The sequence below is a fragment of the Halomonas litopenaei genome (assembly GCF_017303055.1).
In the GTDB taxonomy this organism is placed as follows: Bacteria; Pseudomonadota; Gammaproteobacteria; order Pseudomonadales; family Halomonadaceae; genus Halomonas; species Halomonas litopenaei_A.
On sequence record NZ_JAEKJT010000003.1, the window covers coordinates 748,978 to 763,547 of the forward strand.

Consider the following 14,570-nt stretch of genomic DNA (forward strand, 5'->3'; position numbering starts at 1 on the left):
TGACAAAAAAAGCCGCCCTGAAGGGCGGCAAGACGGGACAGGATTCGATCGAAACCTATTAGTCAGTCCAGAACTCACTCCGGAATCAGCACAGCGTCAATGATGTGGATGACACCATTGCTTGCCTGAATGTCACGTTCTACCAGCGTCGCGTTGCCTACTTGCCAATCACCATCCTGCTCCTCGACCGACATGTCGGTACCCTGCAGGGTGGTGACAACATCGCTGTCGCCTGGCTGCCACGCGCCATCCACGAGATGATAGGACACGACTTCGACCAGACGACGATGCTGAGTCTTGTCGTCGCTTAGCCAATCGTCGAGGCGGCCTTCGGGCAGCGCGTCGAAGGCTTCCTGGGTCGCCGCGAAGACCGTCATCTCCCCTTCCTCGCTCATGCGCTCGTCCAGGTCGGACGCCTCCACCGCAGTAGCAAATGTCGTCAGGCGCTCATCGTCCTGAATCACCTGCCACAGCGTGTCGCCCTCAGCCGCTGCTGCGCTGGTGCAAACTGCCGAGGCGCTGAACAGCAACCCGGCGACCAAAAGTCCCTTTGCCTTCATGCTCCTTCCTCCTGACATCATGCCTTCGGTGGACCTGTCGGCTCGTGGCACCGGAGCCCTACCCACCAGGGCTTCTTAACCTGCGTTCCGCAAACCCGGCTCCTTAAACCAGAGCTCCTGAAACCTGGCTCCTGAAACCGAGGCCCCGTAAACCAAGCCCCGTAAACCAAAGCCCTGTGAACCAAGGCCCTGTAAACCAAGGCCATCTGCACCACTCAGAACACCGAGGCGGTATGTAACAACATCATGTACAAAAACTAGACCAGATAAATATATCGTACAAGTATTTTTCTACCCGACGCTTTCCCCTCACCCTATCCATCAAAACGTCACAAAGAGGCGTCATCATGCTGCGTCGAAAGAAACGTCGGCGACGCCACAGCGCAAGCGCACCCCGTATAAGCTATACACAACTTGCACAAAATAGAAATACATGACAACCTTGTACATGACGCTGCAAGGGGTAGGCCAGCAAGGCAGCGAGCCACCGCTTGCAGCGTAACCTCGCAAGGAGCGATGAAAGATGACGCGCCAAGGAGGGCGCCAGATGTACTACCCCATCACATGCACACTGTGCGGCCATGACCAGGCCACCCTTATTCCGGCATCCGTTTCGCAGCGCAATGACTGGGATGAACTCCGCTGCGTCGAGTGTGACGAGTTTCACGCCACCGTTGCCGATTGGGAGCAGCGTCAGACACCGGACTATCTGCGATTTCTCAACAAGTCTCGCAGCCTGATGATGGCCATCCGCAGAGAGCAACATGGCCAACACCGCAGTGCTGTCGCACAGGAGTGCAGCGCATGATTACCGTTGCTCTAGACCTCAACTGCAGCATCTGCGGTCACAGCCGCTTCACTCTTCCTGTTGGTCGCGACGACGGTGACAGCGTGCACTGTGCCAACTGTACCGCCTACAAGTGCAAGGCCATGGACCTGGAACGGGCACTCATGGCGACGACGCCACCTCCCCCTCAGCCCATGCCCAGCCCAGCGGCGGCCATGGCCTGAGACACTGACACGCCACCGCGTCCTGGCGATGTTGCGCCGCCCCATCAGGGCGGCGCTTTTTATTGGCATGGTGAATCACCGGTCTGGCAAGTACCTGAAATAGCACCTGACATGACAGGGGGCTTGCAGGGTTAGACGCCTGGCGAGCGGTGTCTTGAGGTATGATCTTGGCGCCAGTGACGTTTGCCGCTGCCAGCACACTGAGAGGTGAGCAGCGTCAAACCCGCGTCACACCCCTCACTGGCCGCCCCGTAACCACCTGGACACATGGCTCAGATTGAGCCGGAGACACCATGCCCGACAATGCAATTCCGGCGGCCTCAGCGCGCCGTCAAGACAGCCGCGCCCAGGCGCTTCCTATCCTCGTGGTGTGCGCCGCGCTGTACGGCATCAGCCTGGCAGTCGGCTATCACATCAACGCGGTAGTGCTGACCATTCTCAGCATGATCATCCTTTGCCTGCTGAGGATTCCCGTGGCCATTGCCTTGATCAGTGCGGCCATGCTCGGCGCACTGCATGCGGGGATGCCGATGACCGACGCCATCGGCGCGTTCAACGACAATCTGCTGGTAGGCGCTCAGGTCGGTCTGACCTATGTGATGATCGGCGCCTTCGCCGTTGCGCTGTCCCGCAGTGGCCTGCTGGAGCTGCTGGCCGATGCCATTTCATCGCGACTTGGCAGTCACGAGGAAGGCACTCGGCGCGGCGTCAAATGGACGCTGTTCGGGCTATTCATCGTGGCCTCGCTGATGTCCCAGAATCTGGTACCGGTGCATATCGCCTTTATCCCGATCTTGATCCCACCGCTGCTTGGTGTGCTGGACCGTCTCAAGGTCGACCGCCGCGCCGTAGCCTGCATTCTGGCGTGCTCTATTAGCACCAGCTACCTGCTGCTACCCACCGGATTTGGCGCCATTTTCCTCAACGAGATCCTGCTGGCCAACGTCAACAGCGTGGGCGCTGCACACGGCCTGACAGCGACTGCCGACATGGCGCCCAAGGCCATGGCCTTACCCGTGCTGGGCTTGGTCGCAGGGCTGCTGGTGGCAGTCTTCATCAGCTACCGCAGGCCGCGGGACTACGCCACTGCTGACGCCTCCGTCGCGATCACCCGGCCGACCGCCCCCACGCGGCTGAAGCCCCTTCAGCTCATTATCACGCTGGCGGCGCTGGCCGTGGCGCTGGTCTTTCAGCTTAGCTTTGATTCACTGCTGATCGGAGCCATGGTGGGCTTCCTGATTCTGACCCTTGGCGGCATCTTCCGCTGGCAGGAGCAGGACGACGTGTTCACCGATGGGCTGCGAATGATGGCTCAGATCGCCGTCATCATCACCATCGCCTCAGGCTTCGCCGGCGTACTGACCGCGACGGGGGAAATCGACGCCCTGGTCAGCGCCTCGGCAGCGTTGATTGGCGGCAACATGGCGGTGGGCGCAGCGGTCATGCTGATCGTCGGTCTGTTCATTACCATCGGCTTTGGCGATTCCTTTGCCAGCGTGCCCATCCTGGCCCCGATCTATCTGCCGCTGGCGCTGACGTTGGGCTTTGACCCGCTGGCGGCCATTGCCCTACTGGGCGCTTCTGCCGCCCTCGGCGATGCCGGCTCGCCTGCGTCGACCATTACCCTCGGGGCCACGGCCGGCTTGAACGCCGACGGCCAACACGACCATATTCGGGACAGCGTCATCCCCACCTTCCTGCACTGCAACCTCGGTATGCTGGTCTTTGCCTGGATCGCAGCGATGGTGCTCTGACGCTCACCGGGCAGCGACCCAGCGGGATAGGACGGCGTCCCCGTGACGCGGACGCCGTCTGCTGCAGATCCCAGGCCTGCTGTTGTGCGCCAACGTTCCCGGCGGCAGAGAAAGGAGCTGAGCAGCAATCAACGACTCAGTGCCAGGGATTCGGCAACGTCGATCAGCCGACGCACCGCCGGCAGGCTGGCGTCTCGCCGCCACACCAGCATCAATGGCAAGACCATGTCGAGGTCATCCAGCGCGATGCTGACTACGCCCTCCGGTGCCCCCGTCATGGTCATCTCCGGCATGATGGTACAGCCCATACCAGCCGCCACCAGGCATAGCATGGTCGCATTGTCGGTCCCTTCCTGAACCACATGCGGGGTAAAGCCGCGCCGCTGAAACGCATGGATGAGTTTGTCGTGGTAGACCGGCGTCGCGCTTCGCTCGAACCAGATGAAATCCTCGCCGGTCAGTTCAGCCAGTGTCTTCGGCGGGTGCCGCGCCAGCCGGGAACCTTTGCTCACGACCAGCACCAGTCGATCTTCATACAGGCAGTGGCTGTCGAGCTGATCATCGTCCTGTGGGGGGAAGAACAGCATGCCTGCATCCAGCTGATGATGCCGAAGCGCCTCCACCTGTGGGGCAGACAGCAGTGACTGCACCTTCAGGCTGACATCTGGGTAGCTCTGACGAAACTGGTTGAGCAGCCTGACAATCTGCGGCACCCACAGGTGCATGACCGTCACGCCCAAGCGCAGCTGACCAAGCTGGCCATCGGCGATACGCCGCGCATCGTGCTTGGCCGTCTCGAACTCCCGTAGTAGCCGCCTCGCCTCTCGGTGAAACGCACTGCCGGCTGCCGTGAGGCTGACACCGTGACGCGAACGCTCCAGCAACGTTGCCCCTACCGACTCCTCCAGCAGCCTGAGTTGCCGCGTCAGGGCGGGCTGGGCCAGCGGAATCTCCCGGGCAGCGCGGGAGATCGAGCCCTCCTCGACCACCGCCAGGAAATAGCGCAATTGCTTGAAGTCCATGCTCGCCTCCTCGTGGTCCAGCCACCGGCGCCGACGCCCCCAGGGGCATGCCAGACACCCGGCATCCATACAATAAAAGCATGGTAATAGAAAAATAATAATATTTTATCTATAAAAAGCCGCCGACCATGATGGTGAACATCATTCACACATCTGCGGCATCCCATGACCCTGACTATCGACACCTCGTTCTTCGACGATCAACTGCAAAGCCTGACGGAACTTCGCCATCATTTTCACCGCCACCCCGAGCTCGGGTTCAAGGAGCACGCCACCTCGGCGCGGGTCTGTGAAGAGCTTGAACGCCTGGATATTCCCTACGAACAGGGTCTGGGCGGTACGGGTGTGGTCGCCACCATCAAGGGCCTGGCGGCGGACAACGGGCGTCGCATCGGGCTGCGTGCGGACATGGATGCGCTGCCGATCCAGGAGGCCAGCGACCACGCTCATGCCTCCGAAGTACCCGGCATCATGCACGCCTGTGGGCATGATGGTCATACCACCATGCTGATTGGTGCCGCGCGTTACCTGGCTCGCCATCGCGACTTTTCCGGCATCGTCTACCTGGTCTTTCAGCCGGCAGAAGAGGGCCTGGGTGGCGGACGCGAAATGGTCAAGGACGGCCTGTTCGAGCGCTACCCCATGGACGCTATCTACGGCCTGCACAACTGGCCCGCCCTGCCCAGAGGCCAGGTTGCGATCCGCCCCGGCCCGATCATGGCTGCGACCGACCGCCTCGACATTTGCGTCCGTGGCAAGGGCGGCCATGGTGGCGTGAACCCTCATCTCTCCATCGACCCGGTGCGCATGGCCGGAGCCCTCATTCAGGCATTGCACAGTGTGGTATCGCGAGATGCCGACCCGCTGTCGCCTGCCGCCCTTAGCCTGTGCGGGATCAAGGGCGGAGAACTCGATGGCTTCGCCATCATTCCCGATGAGGTCCGCCTGAGCGGCACCGTCCGCACCCTCGACCTGGCCACACAGGACCGCATTGCCGACGCCATCGCCCGTACTTGCGACGGTGTCGCAGCCACCTACGGGGGCCAGATCGAGGTCGACCATCAGCGCATTTTCCCCGCCACCATCAATCACCCCGAGGCCACTCAGCATGTCATCGATACGGCCCGCGGGGTGCTCGGTGAATCGGCGCTGGAGCAAGAGGTAGCCCCAAGCCTGGGGGGTGAGGACTTCGCCTTCATGCTGGAGCAGTGCCCTGGTGCCTACTTCTTCCTGGGCAGCGCCGACACGCCGGACACTCCGCCGTTGCACAACGCTCGCTACGACTTCAACGACGCCATCATTCCTACCGGCAGCCAACTGCTGGTCGCCATCGCGCTCGAAGGACTGGCCAAGGCCTCCTGACCCGATCGCCGCTGGCCAGTCACAGCTGGCCGATCACAGCTGACGCCCGCAGGGATATCAGCTGGCAACAGCGTCCACGACCACAATCCACAACAAGAGGTCTCTCATGAAACACTCCACTGGCATGCCGTCGAAAGGCCTGCTGCTCTACTTCGTGCTTTGCACCCTGGCCATGGTCTGGCCAGGGGCTCTTATCGCCAATCGCATCGACCCCATCATCCTTGGCATGCCCTTCTTCATGTTCTGGTACGTCGCCTGGGTCTTCGCACTCTTCGTCGGCCTGGTGATCGCCTATCGCAAGGACGCCGAGAAGGAGGTGGATCATGAGTGATTCGATGCTGATCACCGCGATGACGGTGGGCTACCTGGTGGTGGTCCTGCTGGTCGGCCTGCGCGCTCGTCGCGGTCAGACCTCATCGCTGGAAGGATATGTGGCGGGCGGCCGCCATATGGGCCTGCTGGTGCTGTTCTTCATCCTCGGCGCAGAGATCTTCTCTGCCTTTGCCTTTCTCGGCGCTCCCGGCTGGGCCTACAGCAAGGGCGCTCCGGCGTTCTATATCATCGCCTACCTGACCCTGGCGGTCATTGTCTGGTGGCTGATTGCACCGCACATCTCTCGACTGGGTCGGCGCCACGGGTTCCTGACTCAGGCCGAGTTCCTGTCTGCCTGCTACCCCACGCCGAAAAACCTGCTGGGACTGGTCATTGGTGTGGTCAGTGTGCTGGCGATGATTCCCTATCTGACGATTCAAATCGCCGGTGCTGGCCTGCTGTTCGAGGCCGCCACCTCGGGCACCATCCCCTTCTGGCTCGGCAGCCTGCTGGCATGCGGGGTGGTGGCCGCCTATGTCTACGCCAGCGGCCTTCAGGGCATCGGCTGGACCAACCTGATGCAGGGCTTGATGATGGTCGTCATCGCCTGGGCCCTCGGACTGACGACAGCCGAGCAGTTCTTCGGCGGCGTCGGCGAGATGTTCCAGCAGATCAAGGATCAGGCACCGGAGTACCTGACCATGCCGGGCGCTACCGGAATGGGCTGGGGTGCCTTCTCGACCGCTGTACTGGTCAGCGCGCTGGGCTGCGTGATGTGGCCACACATCTTCATGAAGTTTTACAGCGCGCGGGACGTCAGGACGCTCAAGCGGGTGTTCGTGCTGTATCCGCTTTACAGCTATCTGCTGGTGCCGCTGCTGATCATTGGCTTTGCCGGTATCGTGCTGCTGGCGGATACGCCGCTGGAATCCCCAGACCAGGTGCTGTTGACCATCGTCGTGGAACTGGCTGACCTGCCGGCCTGGGTCATCGGACTGGCGCTGTCCGGCGCGCTGGCCGCCGCCATGTCCACGGCGGCCAACCTGGCTCATACCTCAGCCACCATTCTGGTCAGAGACGTCGTCCAGTTCGCACCACGCATGCGCGCCCTGCCCGAGCAACAGGCGCTGTCGATGACCCGCTATGGCGTCATCGTGATCTCACTGCTGGCCTATCTCCTGGCGCTGGCCAATCCTGGCTCACTGGTGAGCCTGCTGCTTGGCGCCTACGGCATCATTGTGCAGCTACTGCCGATGCTGCTGGGGGCTCTTTTCTGGCGGCGTGCGTCCCAGACAGCGGCCTTTATCGGGCTCAGTGTCGGCGCAGTGATCACCCTGCTGCTGCAATTTGGCGTGGACGCGCCATTCGGCTGGCATCCGGGATTCTGTGGGTTGGTCATCAACTCGGCCATCTTCGTGGTCATCAGCTTGATGCGTAAATCCAGCGAGTCTCGTGCCCCCGTGGAGAGTCTGTCAGCCCAGGCCTGAACCAACGCCTGACATAGGCGATATCCCCATGGCCAGCGTCCCCTCCGGGCGCTGGCCATTCGCATGTTGCCCCCCTCAAAGCGTCCTGCTGACGCCCGCCATACCCAACGCTGTCGACCTGCATCGCCTGCCAACGTCAGACATGGCGCCGGGGAGGTCTCGACCTTGGTGGCAATTGATTTTATAGACGCCTGGTCTAAAATCTCTCCATGACTCACGCAAACACCAAGCGCCGAGGGCGTCCCCCCAAGACCGACTACCGCATCGGCACCCAGGAAGGCGATGCCCGGGCCGCCCTGATCGCCAGCGGCCTCGAGACGCTGACGGAACATGGCTACCTGGGCGCTGGCCTGGAGGGAATACTCAAGCGCGCCGGCGTGCCGAAGGGGTCCTTCTACCACTACTTCGCCAGCAAGGAAGCCTTCGGCCAGGCGGTCATGGAGCGCTATGCCAGCTACTTTGCGGGCAAGCTCGAGCGCCACCTGGAGGATGCTTCCCAGCCCCCCCTTGCCCAACTACTGGCCTTTGCCGAGGACGCCAAGGCCGGCATGGCGCGCCATGGGTATCGTCGCGGCTGCCTGGTCGGCAACCTCGGCCAGGAGGCGGCCGGGCTGCCCAGCCACTATCGCGAGTGGCTGATCGAGACCCTGGCAGACTGGCAGCAGCGCCTTGCCGCGTGCCTGGAGGAGGCCCGCCAACGCGGTGATATCGCCGGCGACAGCGACTGCATGCTACTCGCCGAAGCCTTCTGGATTGGGTGGGAGGGCGCCATCATGCGCGCAAGACTCGAGCGCGGCCCACGCCCCATCGACGTCTTCACGTCACACTTCCTCGCCGGACTGCAGACCACTTCGCCCGCAGCCTGACGCTAATGAGCGGCATCCTGAAGCCGCTGCCATGCATCCTGCGGGACCTTCCCGCGACATTTCATAGACAGTCAGTCTAAAAAGGAGCCAGCCATGTTCAAGGCCATCGTGATCCGCAAGGAAGACGACCACCAGCAGGTTGCCATCGAATCCATCCACGAACAGGACCTGCCTGAAGGCAATGTTACTGTCGCGGTGGACTACAGCACGCTGAACTACAAGGACGGCCTGGCCATTACCGGCAAGGGCCCGGTCGTGCGCAGCTTTCCCATGGTGCCGGGGATCGACCTGGCCGGCACGGTGACATCATCCTCCCATGGGGAGTTTGCGGTGGGGGACCAGGTGGTGCTGAACGGCTGGGGAGTCGGCGAAACTCACTGGGGCGGGCTGGCGGAGAAGGCTCGTCTGAACGGTGACTGGCTGATTCCACTACCCACGGCCTTCTCGACCAAGAGTGCGATGGCGATCGGCACCGCGGGTTACACCGCCATGTTGTCGGTCATGGCGTTGGAGCGTCATGGCGTCACCCCCGACCAGGGCGAGGTCTTGGTGACGGGCGCCAGCGGTGGCGTCGGCAGTTTTGCGGTGTCTCTGCTGGCCAAGCTGGGCTACCAGGTGGTCGCCGCCACCGGCAAGATCAATGAGGCGGAATACCTCAAGTCCCTCGGGGCCCGTACGATTATCGATCGCCAGGAGCTCACGCAACCAGGCAAGCCCTTGCAGAAGGAACGCTGGGCGGGCGCCATCGATAGCGTTGGCAGCCACACCCTGAGCAATGTTGTGGCCTCCACCCGCTATGGCGGCACCGTCACCTGCTGCGGCCTGGCCCAGGGCATGGACCTGCCTGGTACGGTCATGCCCTTCATTCTGCGCGGCGTCACCTTGGCCGGCATCGACAGCGTGATGCAGCCCAAGGCGGTACGCATGGCCGCCTGGCAGCGTCTCGCCGAACTGCTGTCCAATGACAGCCTGGAGCAGATCGCCACCGAAATCCCCCTGTCACAGGCGGTTGACGCGGCAGAGCGGCTGATCGACGGCCAGATCAAAGGCAGAGTCGTGGTCGCCACCCGGTGACGCCCCCACCACCCACTGACACGGCACTGAATGTGCGCAGTGGACGAAACACAGCACCCTGCATGCCGGTGGCGTCAGCGACGGGTATGCAGGGTCGATAAGCGGCCTACCAGTGCACTTACCAATCGCGCTACCCGTAGCAGTCGCCACGTTGTGGGAGCTACACGACAACGCGCTCAAGGTTAACCGGAGATAGAGAGTCGGATTTCTTTGAGACACAAAAAAACCGCCTCAAGGGGCGGTTTTGATGTTGCAACAAGCTTTTGATTTCCAACCATCTTTTAGATGGTGCCGGCACCAGGAGTCGAACCCGGGACCTACTGATTACAAGTCAGTTGCTCTACCAACTGAGCTATGCCGGCTCGGGTCGACCTAACGGTCGCTTGCTGCTCTGATGATTCGCCTTTCAGCGCTTCACCCGAAACGGGGTTGGCGTGGCTGGGGTAGCAGGATTCGAACCTGCGCATGCCGATACCAAAAACCGGTGCCTTACCACTTGGCGATACCCCAGCAGAGTTGGTGGCCAGAGACGGAATCGAACCGCCGACACGGGGATTTTCAATCCCCTGCTCTACCAACTGAGCTATCTGGCCCCTTGCCAACGCGACGTATTAAACCAATTCCTCCGTTTTCCGTCAACCCCTTTTCTTTCAAAATGATGGCGACCACGACCGAAGCAGGCTGAAGCCTAGATATCACGCGGGACGTAGCCCTCTGCGCGGTCGGTTTCCTGATTGTCGAAGAAGCGTTCCATCTGCTCCATCAGGTACTCGCGGCTGCTGGGCTCCATCATGTTGAGGTGCTTCTCGTTAATCAGGCGGGTCTGCAGCGCCTGCCACTCCTCCCAGGCCTGACGCGAAATACTGGCCTGGATCTCCTGGCCCTTCTTGCCCGGCAGGGGCGGAAAAGGCAGGGCGTCGAGTTCTTTCTGATACTTGCGGCAGAATACGGTCTGACTCATGACTCTCTCCTGTGGATGCAGCGTCTGCTGAAGCGCCAAATAGATGAAGCGGTCGCTAGCTGGCCCGAGCATAGCAGCCCAGGCCGGCCTCGCTTAAGCCCTCTCCGGCCCTGGTGGGCGCAGAGTAAAGGGCGCCAGCGTTTCCAGCAGCTTTTTCACCGGCGCCGCCAGTCCAACTGACTCCGGCGCCTCCGGGTCGTACCACATGCGCCCCTCGGCGACCTGATCCGCCGCCTCTACTTGCGCTGGTACAGGCGTGATCTCGAGCCGGAAGTGGCTAAACACATGTACAAAGCTCTGCCACGGCGCCTGCCTTTGTGCATGCCCCATCTGCAGGGCGAGCCATGTATCGATCTCGTCATCGCTGTCGAACTGCGGCAAGCTCCACAGCCCGCCCCACAGCCCCTGGGAAGGTCGCTGTTCCAACAGAATACGACCACGCCGGTCACGCAACACCAGCATTCGGGTCTGACGCAGCGGAACACGCTTCTTCGGCTTGGACTCGGGGAAACGCTTTTGCTCGTTGCGCGCTCGCGCCACACAGACATCGTTGAAGGGGCAACGCTCACACTCAGGCTGGCCGCGACGACACAGCGTCGCGCCCAGGTCCATCATGCCCTGGGTAAAGTCCACCACCCGCTCGGTTGGTGTGTAGTGGTCGGCCAGCGTCCACAGCTGCCGCTCCACGGCAGGTCGACCAGGCCAACCTTCCACCGCATGCAGGCGGGTCAGCACGCGTTTGACGTTACCGTCCAGAATGACCGCACGCCGTCCTGTGCTCTGGGCGATGACCGCGCCAGCCGTCGACCGCCCTATGCCGGGCAGTGCTGCCATGGCGTCGACGCTGTCGACCGGAAACTCTCCGCCATGCTGTTCCACCACCTCTCTGGCAGCTTTATGCAGATTCCGGCCTCTTGCGTAATACCCAAGCCCGGTCCACAGGTGGAGCACCTCATCCTGAGAGGCCTCTGCCAACGACTGCACATCAGGAAACCGCTGCATGAAGCGCTCGAAATAGGGAATAACAGTGGCCACCTGGGTCTGCTGCAGCATGATTTCCGAGACCCACACGGAATATGCCGTGCGATTCTCCTGCCATGGCAGATCATGCCGTCCATGCCGGTCAAACCATGCCAGCAGGCGTTCAGCAAAGGCCGTTCCGGTCAGCACGGGTTGCGCCGCCGCGGCTTCCTGATGCTGCTGTCGATCATCGGGGCGCCCGGGGGCTTCTGTATAATATTTCATAAAACCAGATAGTTAGTGATCACAAACCAGGATGCACACGAAAAAAAGCGCCGACACGGTGGTCGGCGCAGAGACTGGCTTGCTTGATGCTCAATTAAATAGACCACGGACTGCGTCGCGAAGTTCCTGGCCAGCTTTTTCACCGATGCGCTCGTCGAGTCGCTCGAGCTCCTTGCTCACCCGGTCCTCGACTTCTTCATTCAGGCGAGCCTTGGCTTCGTCAGCGACCAGGTTGCCCAGGTTGCTCTGGAATGCCGCCATGTCAAAGCGGCACCATTGGCTGCTGTCGCCTTCCAGTGAGCCTTCACAGTGCACCGGAAAGGGCACCTTCTCGAGGCGCCGATTCACGCTGCAGGCGGCATCAGCGGTGTCCACGAAACGCGCCGCGCCGTCGGCGTCAAAGGTTTGCGCGCCGAGGTCCAGGCGTCCGCCACCCGCGACTTCGATGCCCGGCAGGGTAATCATCAGGTCATCGTTGTGGGCGACGCCATCACGAATGACAAAGCGCGCGCTGATGTTGTCGAAGCGGGTGTTTTCACTCCATTCACGGGTGGTCTGCTCACCTTCGAGACGGGCCACCGCGGTACACAGCTGACGCGAAACATTGGCGCGTGGAATGCTGCCGTCATTGATCCGCGTATCCAGCGTGCCGTTGAGGTGGCGAGTCAGCTCATGGCGCGCATTCCCCCGGGTGGTCAGCTCACCGCTGGCGACCAGAGAGCCACTGACCGGCGCCGGCTGCTGGCCGAGCGAGGTCAACAACGATTCCAGACGCACGCTCTCGATGACCGGCGCCAGCTGCCAGGCAAGGGTGTCGCCGCTGGCATCCAGCGACCCGGTCGCCTTCAGGCGGCCCTCATGAAAGCCTGCCGCAAACTCGGTGAGCCGATGAACGCCGCCCTCCCCTTCCATTTCCAGGGTAACGTCCTGATATTGCTGTCCACCAAGCACAAGCTGACCCAACGACAGGGAGATGCGCTCGTCCAGCTGCGCCAGGAAGCTGGCGGGCAGAATGGCAGGCGCTTCCTCCTGCGCCAGCGCAGCGCTGATGCCCGGCAGGCCGCTAGCCGCCGTGTCCTGCTGCGGTGGTGGCAGGTAGTTGTCAGCGTTCAGTCGATCGCCATCCAGATCGGCCTCAAGGCGTGACCCGTCAAAGTCGGCTGACAGACTGCCTGAGTAGGTGTTGTCGTCCAGCACCAGCGTCAGTCCGCTAAGGGATAGACCTTCCAGGGTGCCTTCCACCGGACTGGTCAAGGCGACTTCGGTGAGTGCCTCGTCACTGGTCATGCGCGGCATGGCGCCCATCCGGGCCAGCCAGGGATGCAGCGACAGCGGCGCGAGACGGACCTGACCGTCATAGCGCGGAGCGTCATTCAGGCCAGTCACGTTGAGATTGCCCTTGATCGATAGACTGTCAGGCCCGGTCAGGGCAAGGTCCCTGACTTGCGCCGTCCCTGCAGCGAGATCAGATTCGAGCTGAAAGGCCAGCGCCAGCGCGACACGCTTTTCCCCCAAGGAGGGAGTCAGCAGGCTGGCATCGAGCTGGCTAGGTGCCATGTGAACGCGCTGTTCGCTCAGGTTGAGCACCAGCTCCTCACTGCTCAGGGTGGCTTCCTGGGGTTCCGCTGCTCCTTCCACCAGCGTGCTGGTCTCCAGGGTAAGATCGGTCAGCACATGGCGACTGTCGGCCAGTCCCAGGTTGACGTCAGCGTCGAGCGAGACGTCACTCTGCAGACTGGCGATGGCGTCACCCTCTTCATTGTGCTGGCCGTCAACCAGGTCGTAGACGCGCAGCTGGAAGGTCGAACTAAGGGGGAAGGCGGTATCAGGATTGACGTTGCTGCCATTGATGGTGAGCTTGTCGGCCTGCCATTCACGCTGCGCCAGCTGATCCACCAGGGACAGCTGACCATTGGTGACTTCGACACTGGCGATGTTCAGGGCAACGGACAACCCTCCATCATCGCTGGGATTGGGACCCGCGCTGGCCGGGGCGAGCGCCTTTTCGGCGTCCTGTCCCTTGTCTTCCAGACGCTCAAGCAGTGCTTCCCAGTTGCCCGTGCCTTCGGCATCACGTTCAAGGTTCAGCGTCAGGCCATCCAGCGTCAGACCATCGATGGCGATTTCGCCACGCAGCAAAGGGGTAAACGCCAGGCTGACCGATGCCCGAGAAAATGCGGCGAAGGCCGGCGCATCATCAGGCTGGTCGGCCAGGCGCGCCTCTGCCTGAGCCACACTGACGCCGATACGTGGATAGAAGGACCACTCCAGCGGGCCTTCGAGCGACAGATCCAGCCCGGTATGCTCCTGCACCACCGCCACCAGCCGCGGCTTCATGTCTTCCGGATTGAAGAAGGTGGTGACGTAAACCACCGCTCCCACCGTCACCAGCGCAAGGACGCCGACGACCGCCAGAAGGGTTCTTACAAGACGTTTCATGTGCCGCTTTCTCCCGTGGGCAGGTCGAGTTGAAAATCATCACCGCTACGCGTCAGTTGATACCCCAGGCGCTTGAGCAGCATCTGGTCGGCCAGCGTCAATTGGGACGCCGCCACGCTGAGTTTCATGCCTTCTTGGTTGGCGGCTGCGCTGATCAAAGCCAGCAATCGCGAGCCCACGCCACGCCGACGCGTCGTCTTGCGCACACACAGGTCACGCATATGCCAGCGGTCATCGCCTTGGCTGACGGCCACTGCCCCCAGCAGCCGCTCGTTGAAACGAGCCGTCCAGAAGAAGCCTCGCTCAAGCTGACCGGTAACGTAAGTCCCCGGGGGTAGCTGGATGCGGTCTTCTGGCGCATCGGCATAAATTCGAGTCAGGTCGATCCTCACCTGTTCATCGGCGTCCCAGACATCCCGGTCGACGCGATAGAGAGTCACCGGCATAAGCTGTCTCCCTTGGCCGGAGGGCGGCGCA

Annotated in this window: 14 protein-coding genes and 3 tRNA genes; 8 read left to right on the plus strand and 9 right to left on the minus strand. The window is 62.0% G+C overall.

The genetic code is table 11. The features are described 5' to 3' along the window. Positions 1–74: 74 nt before the first annotated feature. Positions 75–560 (minus strand): fasciclin domain-containing protein, encoded by a 486-nt coding sequence (locus JF545_RS07260; RefSeq protein ID WP_206940729.1) that lies wholly within the window; start codon positions 558–560, stop codon positions 75–77. Positions 561–1,083: 523 nt separating this feature from the next. Between JF545_RS07260 and JF545_RS07265 the strand changes: the two genes are divergently transcribed. From JF545_RS07265 to JF545_RS07275, 3 genes are all read left to right on the plus strand, one after another. After that, on the plus strand, positions 1,084–1,368 hold the full coding sequence (locus JF545_RS07265; protein ID WP_206940731.1) for a hypothetical protein: 285 nt from the start codon (positions 1,084–1,086) through the stop codon (positions 1,366–1,368). Further along, positions 1,365–1,571: a hypothetical protein gene (locus JF545_RS07270; protein ID WP_206940733.1), complete on the plus strand. Its 207-nt coding sequence runs from the start codon at positions 1,365–1,367 to the stop codon at positions 1,569–1,571. The genes JF545_RS07265 and JF545_RS07270 overlap by 4 nt, the downstream gene beginning before the upstream one ends. Before the next feature lie 293 nt (positions 1,572–1,864). Continuing rightward, positions 1,865–3,325 carry a Na+/H+ antiporter family protein gene (locus tag JF545_RS07275; protein WP_242520713.1) on the plus strand — a complete coding sequence of 487 codons (1,461 nt, stop codon included), beginning with the start codon at positions 1,865–1,867 and terminating at the stop codon, positions 3,323–3,325. Positions 3,326–3,453: 128 nt separating this feature from the next. Here the strand turns inward: JF545_RS07275 and JF545_RS07280 are convergent, their stop codons facing one another. Beyond that, entirely contained in the window at positions 3,454–4,347 is an 894-nt protein-coding gene (locus JF545_RS07280; protein ID WP_206940734.1) for a LysR family transcriptional regulator, read from the minus strand. A gap of 165 nt (positions 4,348–4,512) precedes the next feature. On the opposite strand from JF545_RS07280, the gene JF545_RS07285 reads away from it, so the two are divergent. From JF545_RS07285 to JF545_RS07305, 5 genes are all read left to right on the plus strand, one after another. Next, complete coding sequence (locus JF545_RS07285) at positions 4,513–5,709, plus strand: M20 aminoacylase family protein (protein WP_206940736.1); 1,197 nt, start codon at positions 4,513–4,515, stop codon at positions 5,707–5,709. A 106-nt stretch (positions 5,710–5,815) separates the two neighbouring features. Beyond that, positions 5,816–6,040, plus strand: coding sequence for a DUF3311 domain-containing protein (locus JF545_RS07290; RefSeq protein WP_224852136.1), 225 nt, complete (start codon positions 5,816–5,818; stop codon positions 6,038–6,040). Further along, positions 6,033–7,508, plus strand: a complete 1,476-nt coding sequence (locus tag JF545_RS07295) for a sodium:solute symporter family protein (protein WP_242520714.1) — start codon at positions 6,033–6,035, stop codon at positions 7,506–7,508. The genes JF545_RS07290 and JF545_RS07295 overlap by 8 nt, the downstream gene beginning before the upstream one ends. Positions 7,509–7,717: 209 nt before the next feature. After that, a complete protein-coding gene (locus tag JF545_RS07300) occupies positions 7,718–8,374 on the plus strand; it encodes a TetR/AcrR family transcriptional regulator (protein ID WP_206940738.1) in 657 nt (218 codons plus the stop codon). Positions 8,375–8,467: 93 nt separating this feature from the next. Then, positions 8,468–9,448: an MDR family oxidoreductase gene (locus tag JF545_RS07305; RefSeq protein ID WP_206940740.1), complete on the plus strand. Its 981-nt coding sequence runs from the start codon at positions 8,468–8,470 to the stop codon at positions 9,446–9,448. 286 nt (positions 9,449–9,734) lie between these two features. Here JF545_RS07305 and JF545_RS07310 read toward each other — a convergent pair. The 7 genes from JF545_RS07310 to JF545_RS07340 form a co-directional block, all read right to left on the minus strand. Further along, positions 9,735–9,810, minus strand: a tRNA-Thr gene (locus JF545_RS07310). A gap of 73 nt (positions 9,811–9,883) precedes the next feature. Then, positions 9,884–9,958: transfer RNA gene (locus tag JF545_RS07315), tRNA-Gln, on the minus strand. A 7-nt stretch (positions 9,959–9,965) separates the two neighbouring features. Next, a tRNA-Phe gene (locus tag JF545_RS07320) sits at positions 9,966–10,041 on the minus strand. A 95-nt stretch (positions 10,042–10,136) separates the two neighbouring features. Then, positions 10,137–10,409 (minus strand): oxidative damage protection protein, encoded by a 273-nt coding sequence (locus tag JF545_RS07325; RefSeq protein WP_206940742.1) that lies wholly within the window; start codon positions 10,407–10,409, stop codon positions 10,137–10,139. 93 nt (positions 10,410–10,502) lie between these two features. Next, positions 10,503–11,654, minus strand: coding sequence for an A/G-specific adenine glycosylase (gene mutY, locus JF545_RS07330; RefSeq protein ID WP_206940744.1), 1,152 nt, complete (start codon positions 11,652–11,654; stop codon positions 10,503–10,505). A gap of 90 nt (positions 11,655–11,744) precedes the next feature. After that, entirely contained in the window at positions 11,745–14,093 is a 2,349-nt protein-coding gene (locus JF545_RS07335) for an AsmA family protein (RefSeq protein WP_206940746.1), read from the minus strand. Beyond that, entirely contained in the window at positions 14,090–14,539 is a 450-nt protein-coding gene (locus JF545_RS07340; protein WP_206940748.1) for an acetyl-CoA sensor PanZ family protein, read from the minus strand. Before JF545_RS07340 ends, JF545_RS07335 begins: the two co-directional genes overlap by 4 nt. Between the last annotated feature and the right edge of the window lie 31 nt (positions 14,540–14,570).

Bases quoted from the DNA above. Each gene is read 5' to 3' on its own strand.
- JF545_RS07265 (WP_206940731.1), top strand. From the start codon at position 1,084: ATGACGCGCCAAGGAGGGCGCCAGATGTACTACCCCATCACATGCACA.
- mutY (WP_206940744.1), bottom strand. From the start codon at position 11,654: ATGAAATATTATACAGAAGCCCCCGGGCGCCCCGATGATCGACAGCAG.
- JF545_RS07295 (WP_242520714.1), top strand. From the start codon at position 6,033: ATGAGTGATTCGATGCTGATCACCGCGATGACGGTGGGCTACCTGGTG.
- JF545_RS07335 (WP_206940746.1), bottom strand. From the start codon at position 14,093: ATGAAACGTCTTGTAAGAACCCTTCTGGCGGTCGTCGGCGTCCTTGCG.
- JF545_RS07290 (WP_224852136.1), top strand. From the start codon at position 5,816: ATGAAACACTCCACTGGCATGCCGTCGAAAGGCCTGCTGCTCTACTTC.
- JF545_RS07325 (WP_206940742.1), bottom strand. From the start codon at position 10,409: ATGAGTCAGACCGTATTCTGCCGCAAGTATCAGAAAGAACTCGACGCC.
- JF545_RS07305 (WP_206940740.1), top strand. From the start codon at position 8,468: ATGTTCAAGGCCATCGTGATCCGCAAGGAAGACGACCACCAGCAGGTT.
- JF545_RS07280 (WP_206940734.1), bottom strand. From the start codon at position 4,347: ATGGACTTCAAGCAATTGCGCTATTTCCTGGCGGTGGTCGAGGAGGGC.
- JF545_RS07275 (WP_242520713.1), top strand. From the start codon at position 1,865: ATGCCCGACAATGCAATTCCGGCGGCCTCAGCGCGCCGTCAAGACAGC.
- JF545_RS07270 (WP_206940733.1), top strand. From the start codon at position 1,365: ATGATTACCGTTGCTCTAGACCTCAACTGCAGCATCTGCGGTCACAGC.
- JF545_RS07300 (WP_206940738.1), top strand. From the start codon at position 7,718: ATGACTCACGCAAACACCAAGCGCCGAGGGCGTCCCCCCAAGACCGAC.
- JF545_RS07260 (WP_206940729.1), bottom strand. From the start codon at position 560: ATGAAGGCAAAGGGACTTTTGGTCGCCGGGTTGCTGTTCAGCGCCTCG.
- JF545_RS07285 (WP_206940736.1), top strand. From the start codon at position 4,513: ATGACCCTGACTATCGACACCTCGTTCTTCGACGATCAACTGCAAAGC.
- JF545_RS07340 (WP_206940748.1), bottom strand. From the start codon at position 14,539: ATGCCGGTGACTCTCTATCGCGTCGACCGGGATGTCTGGGACGCCGAT.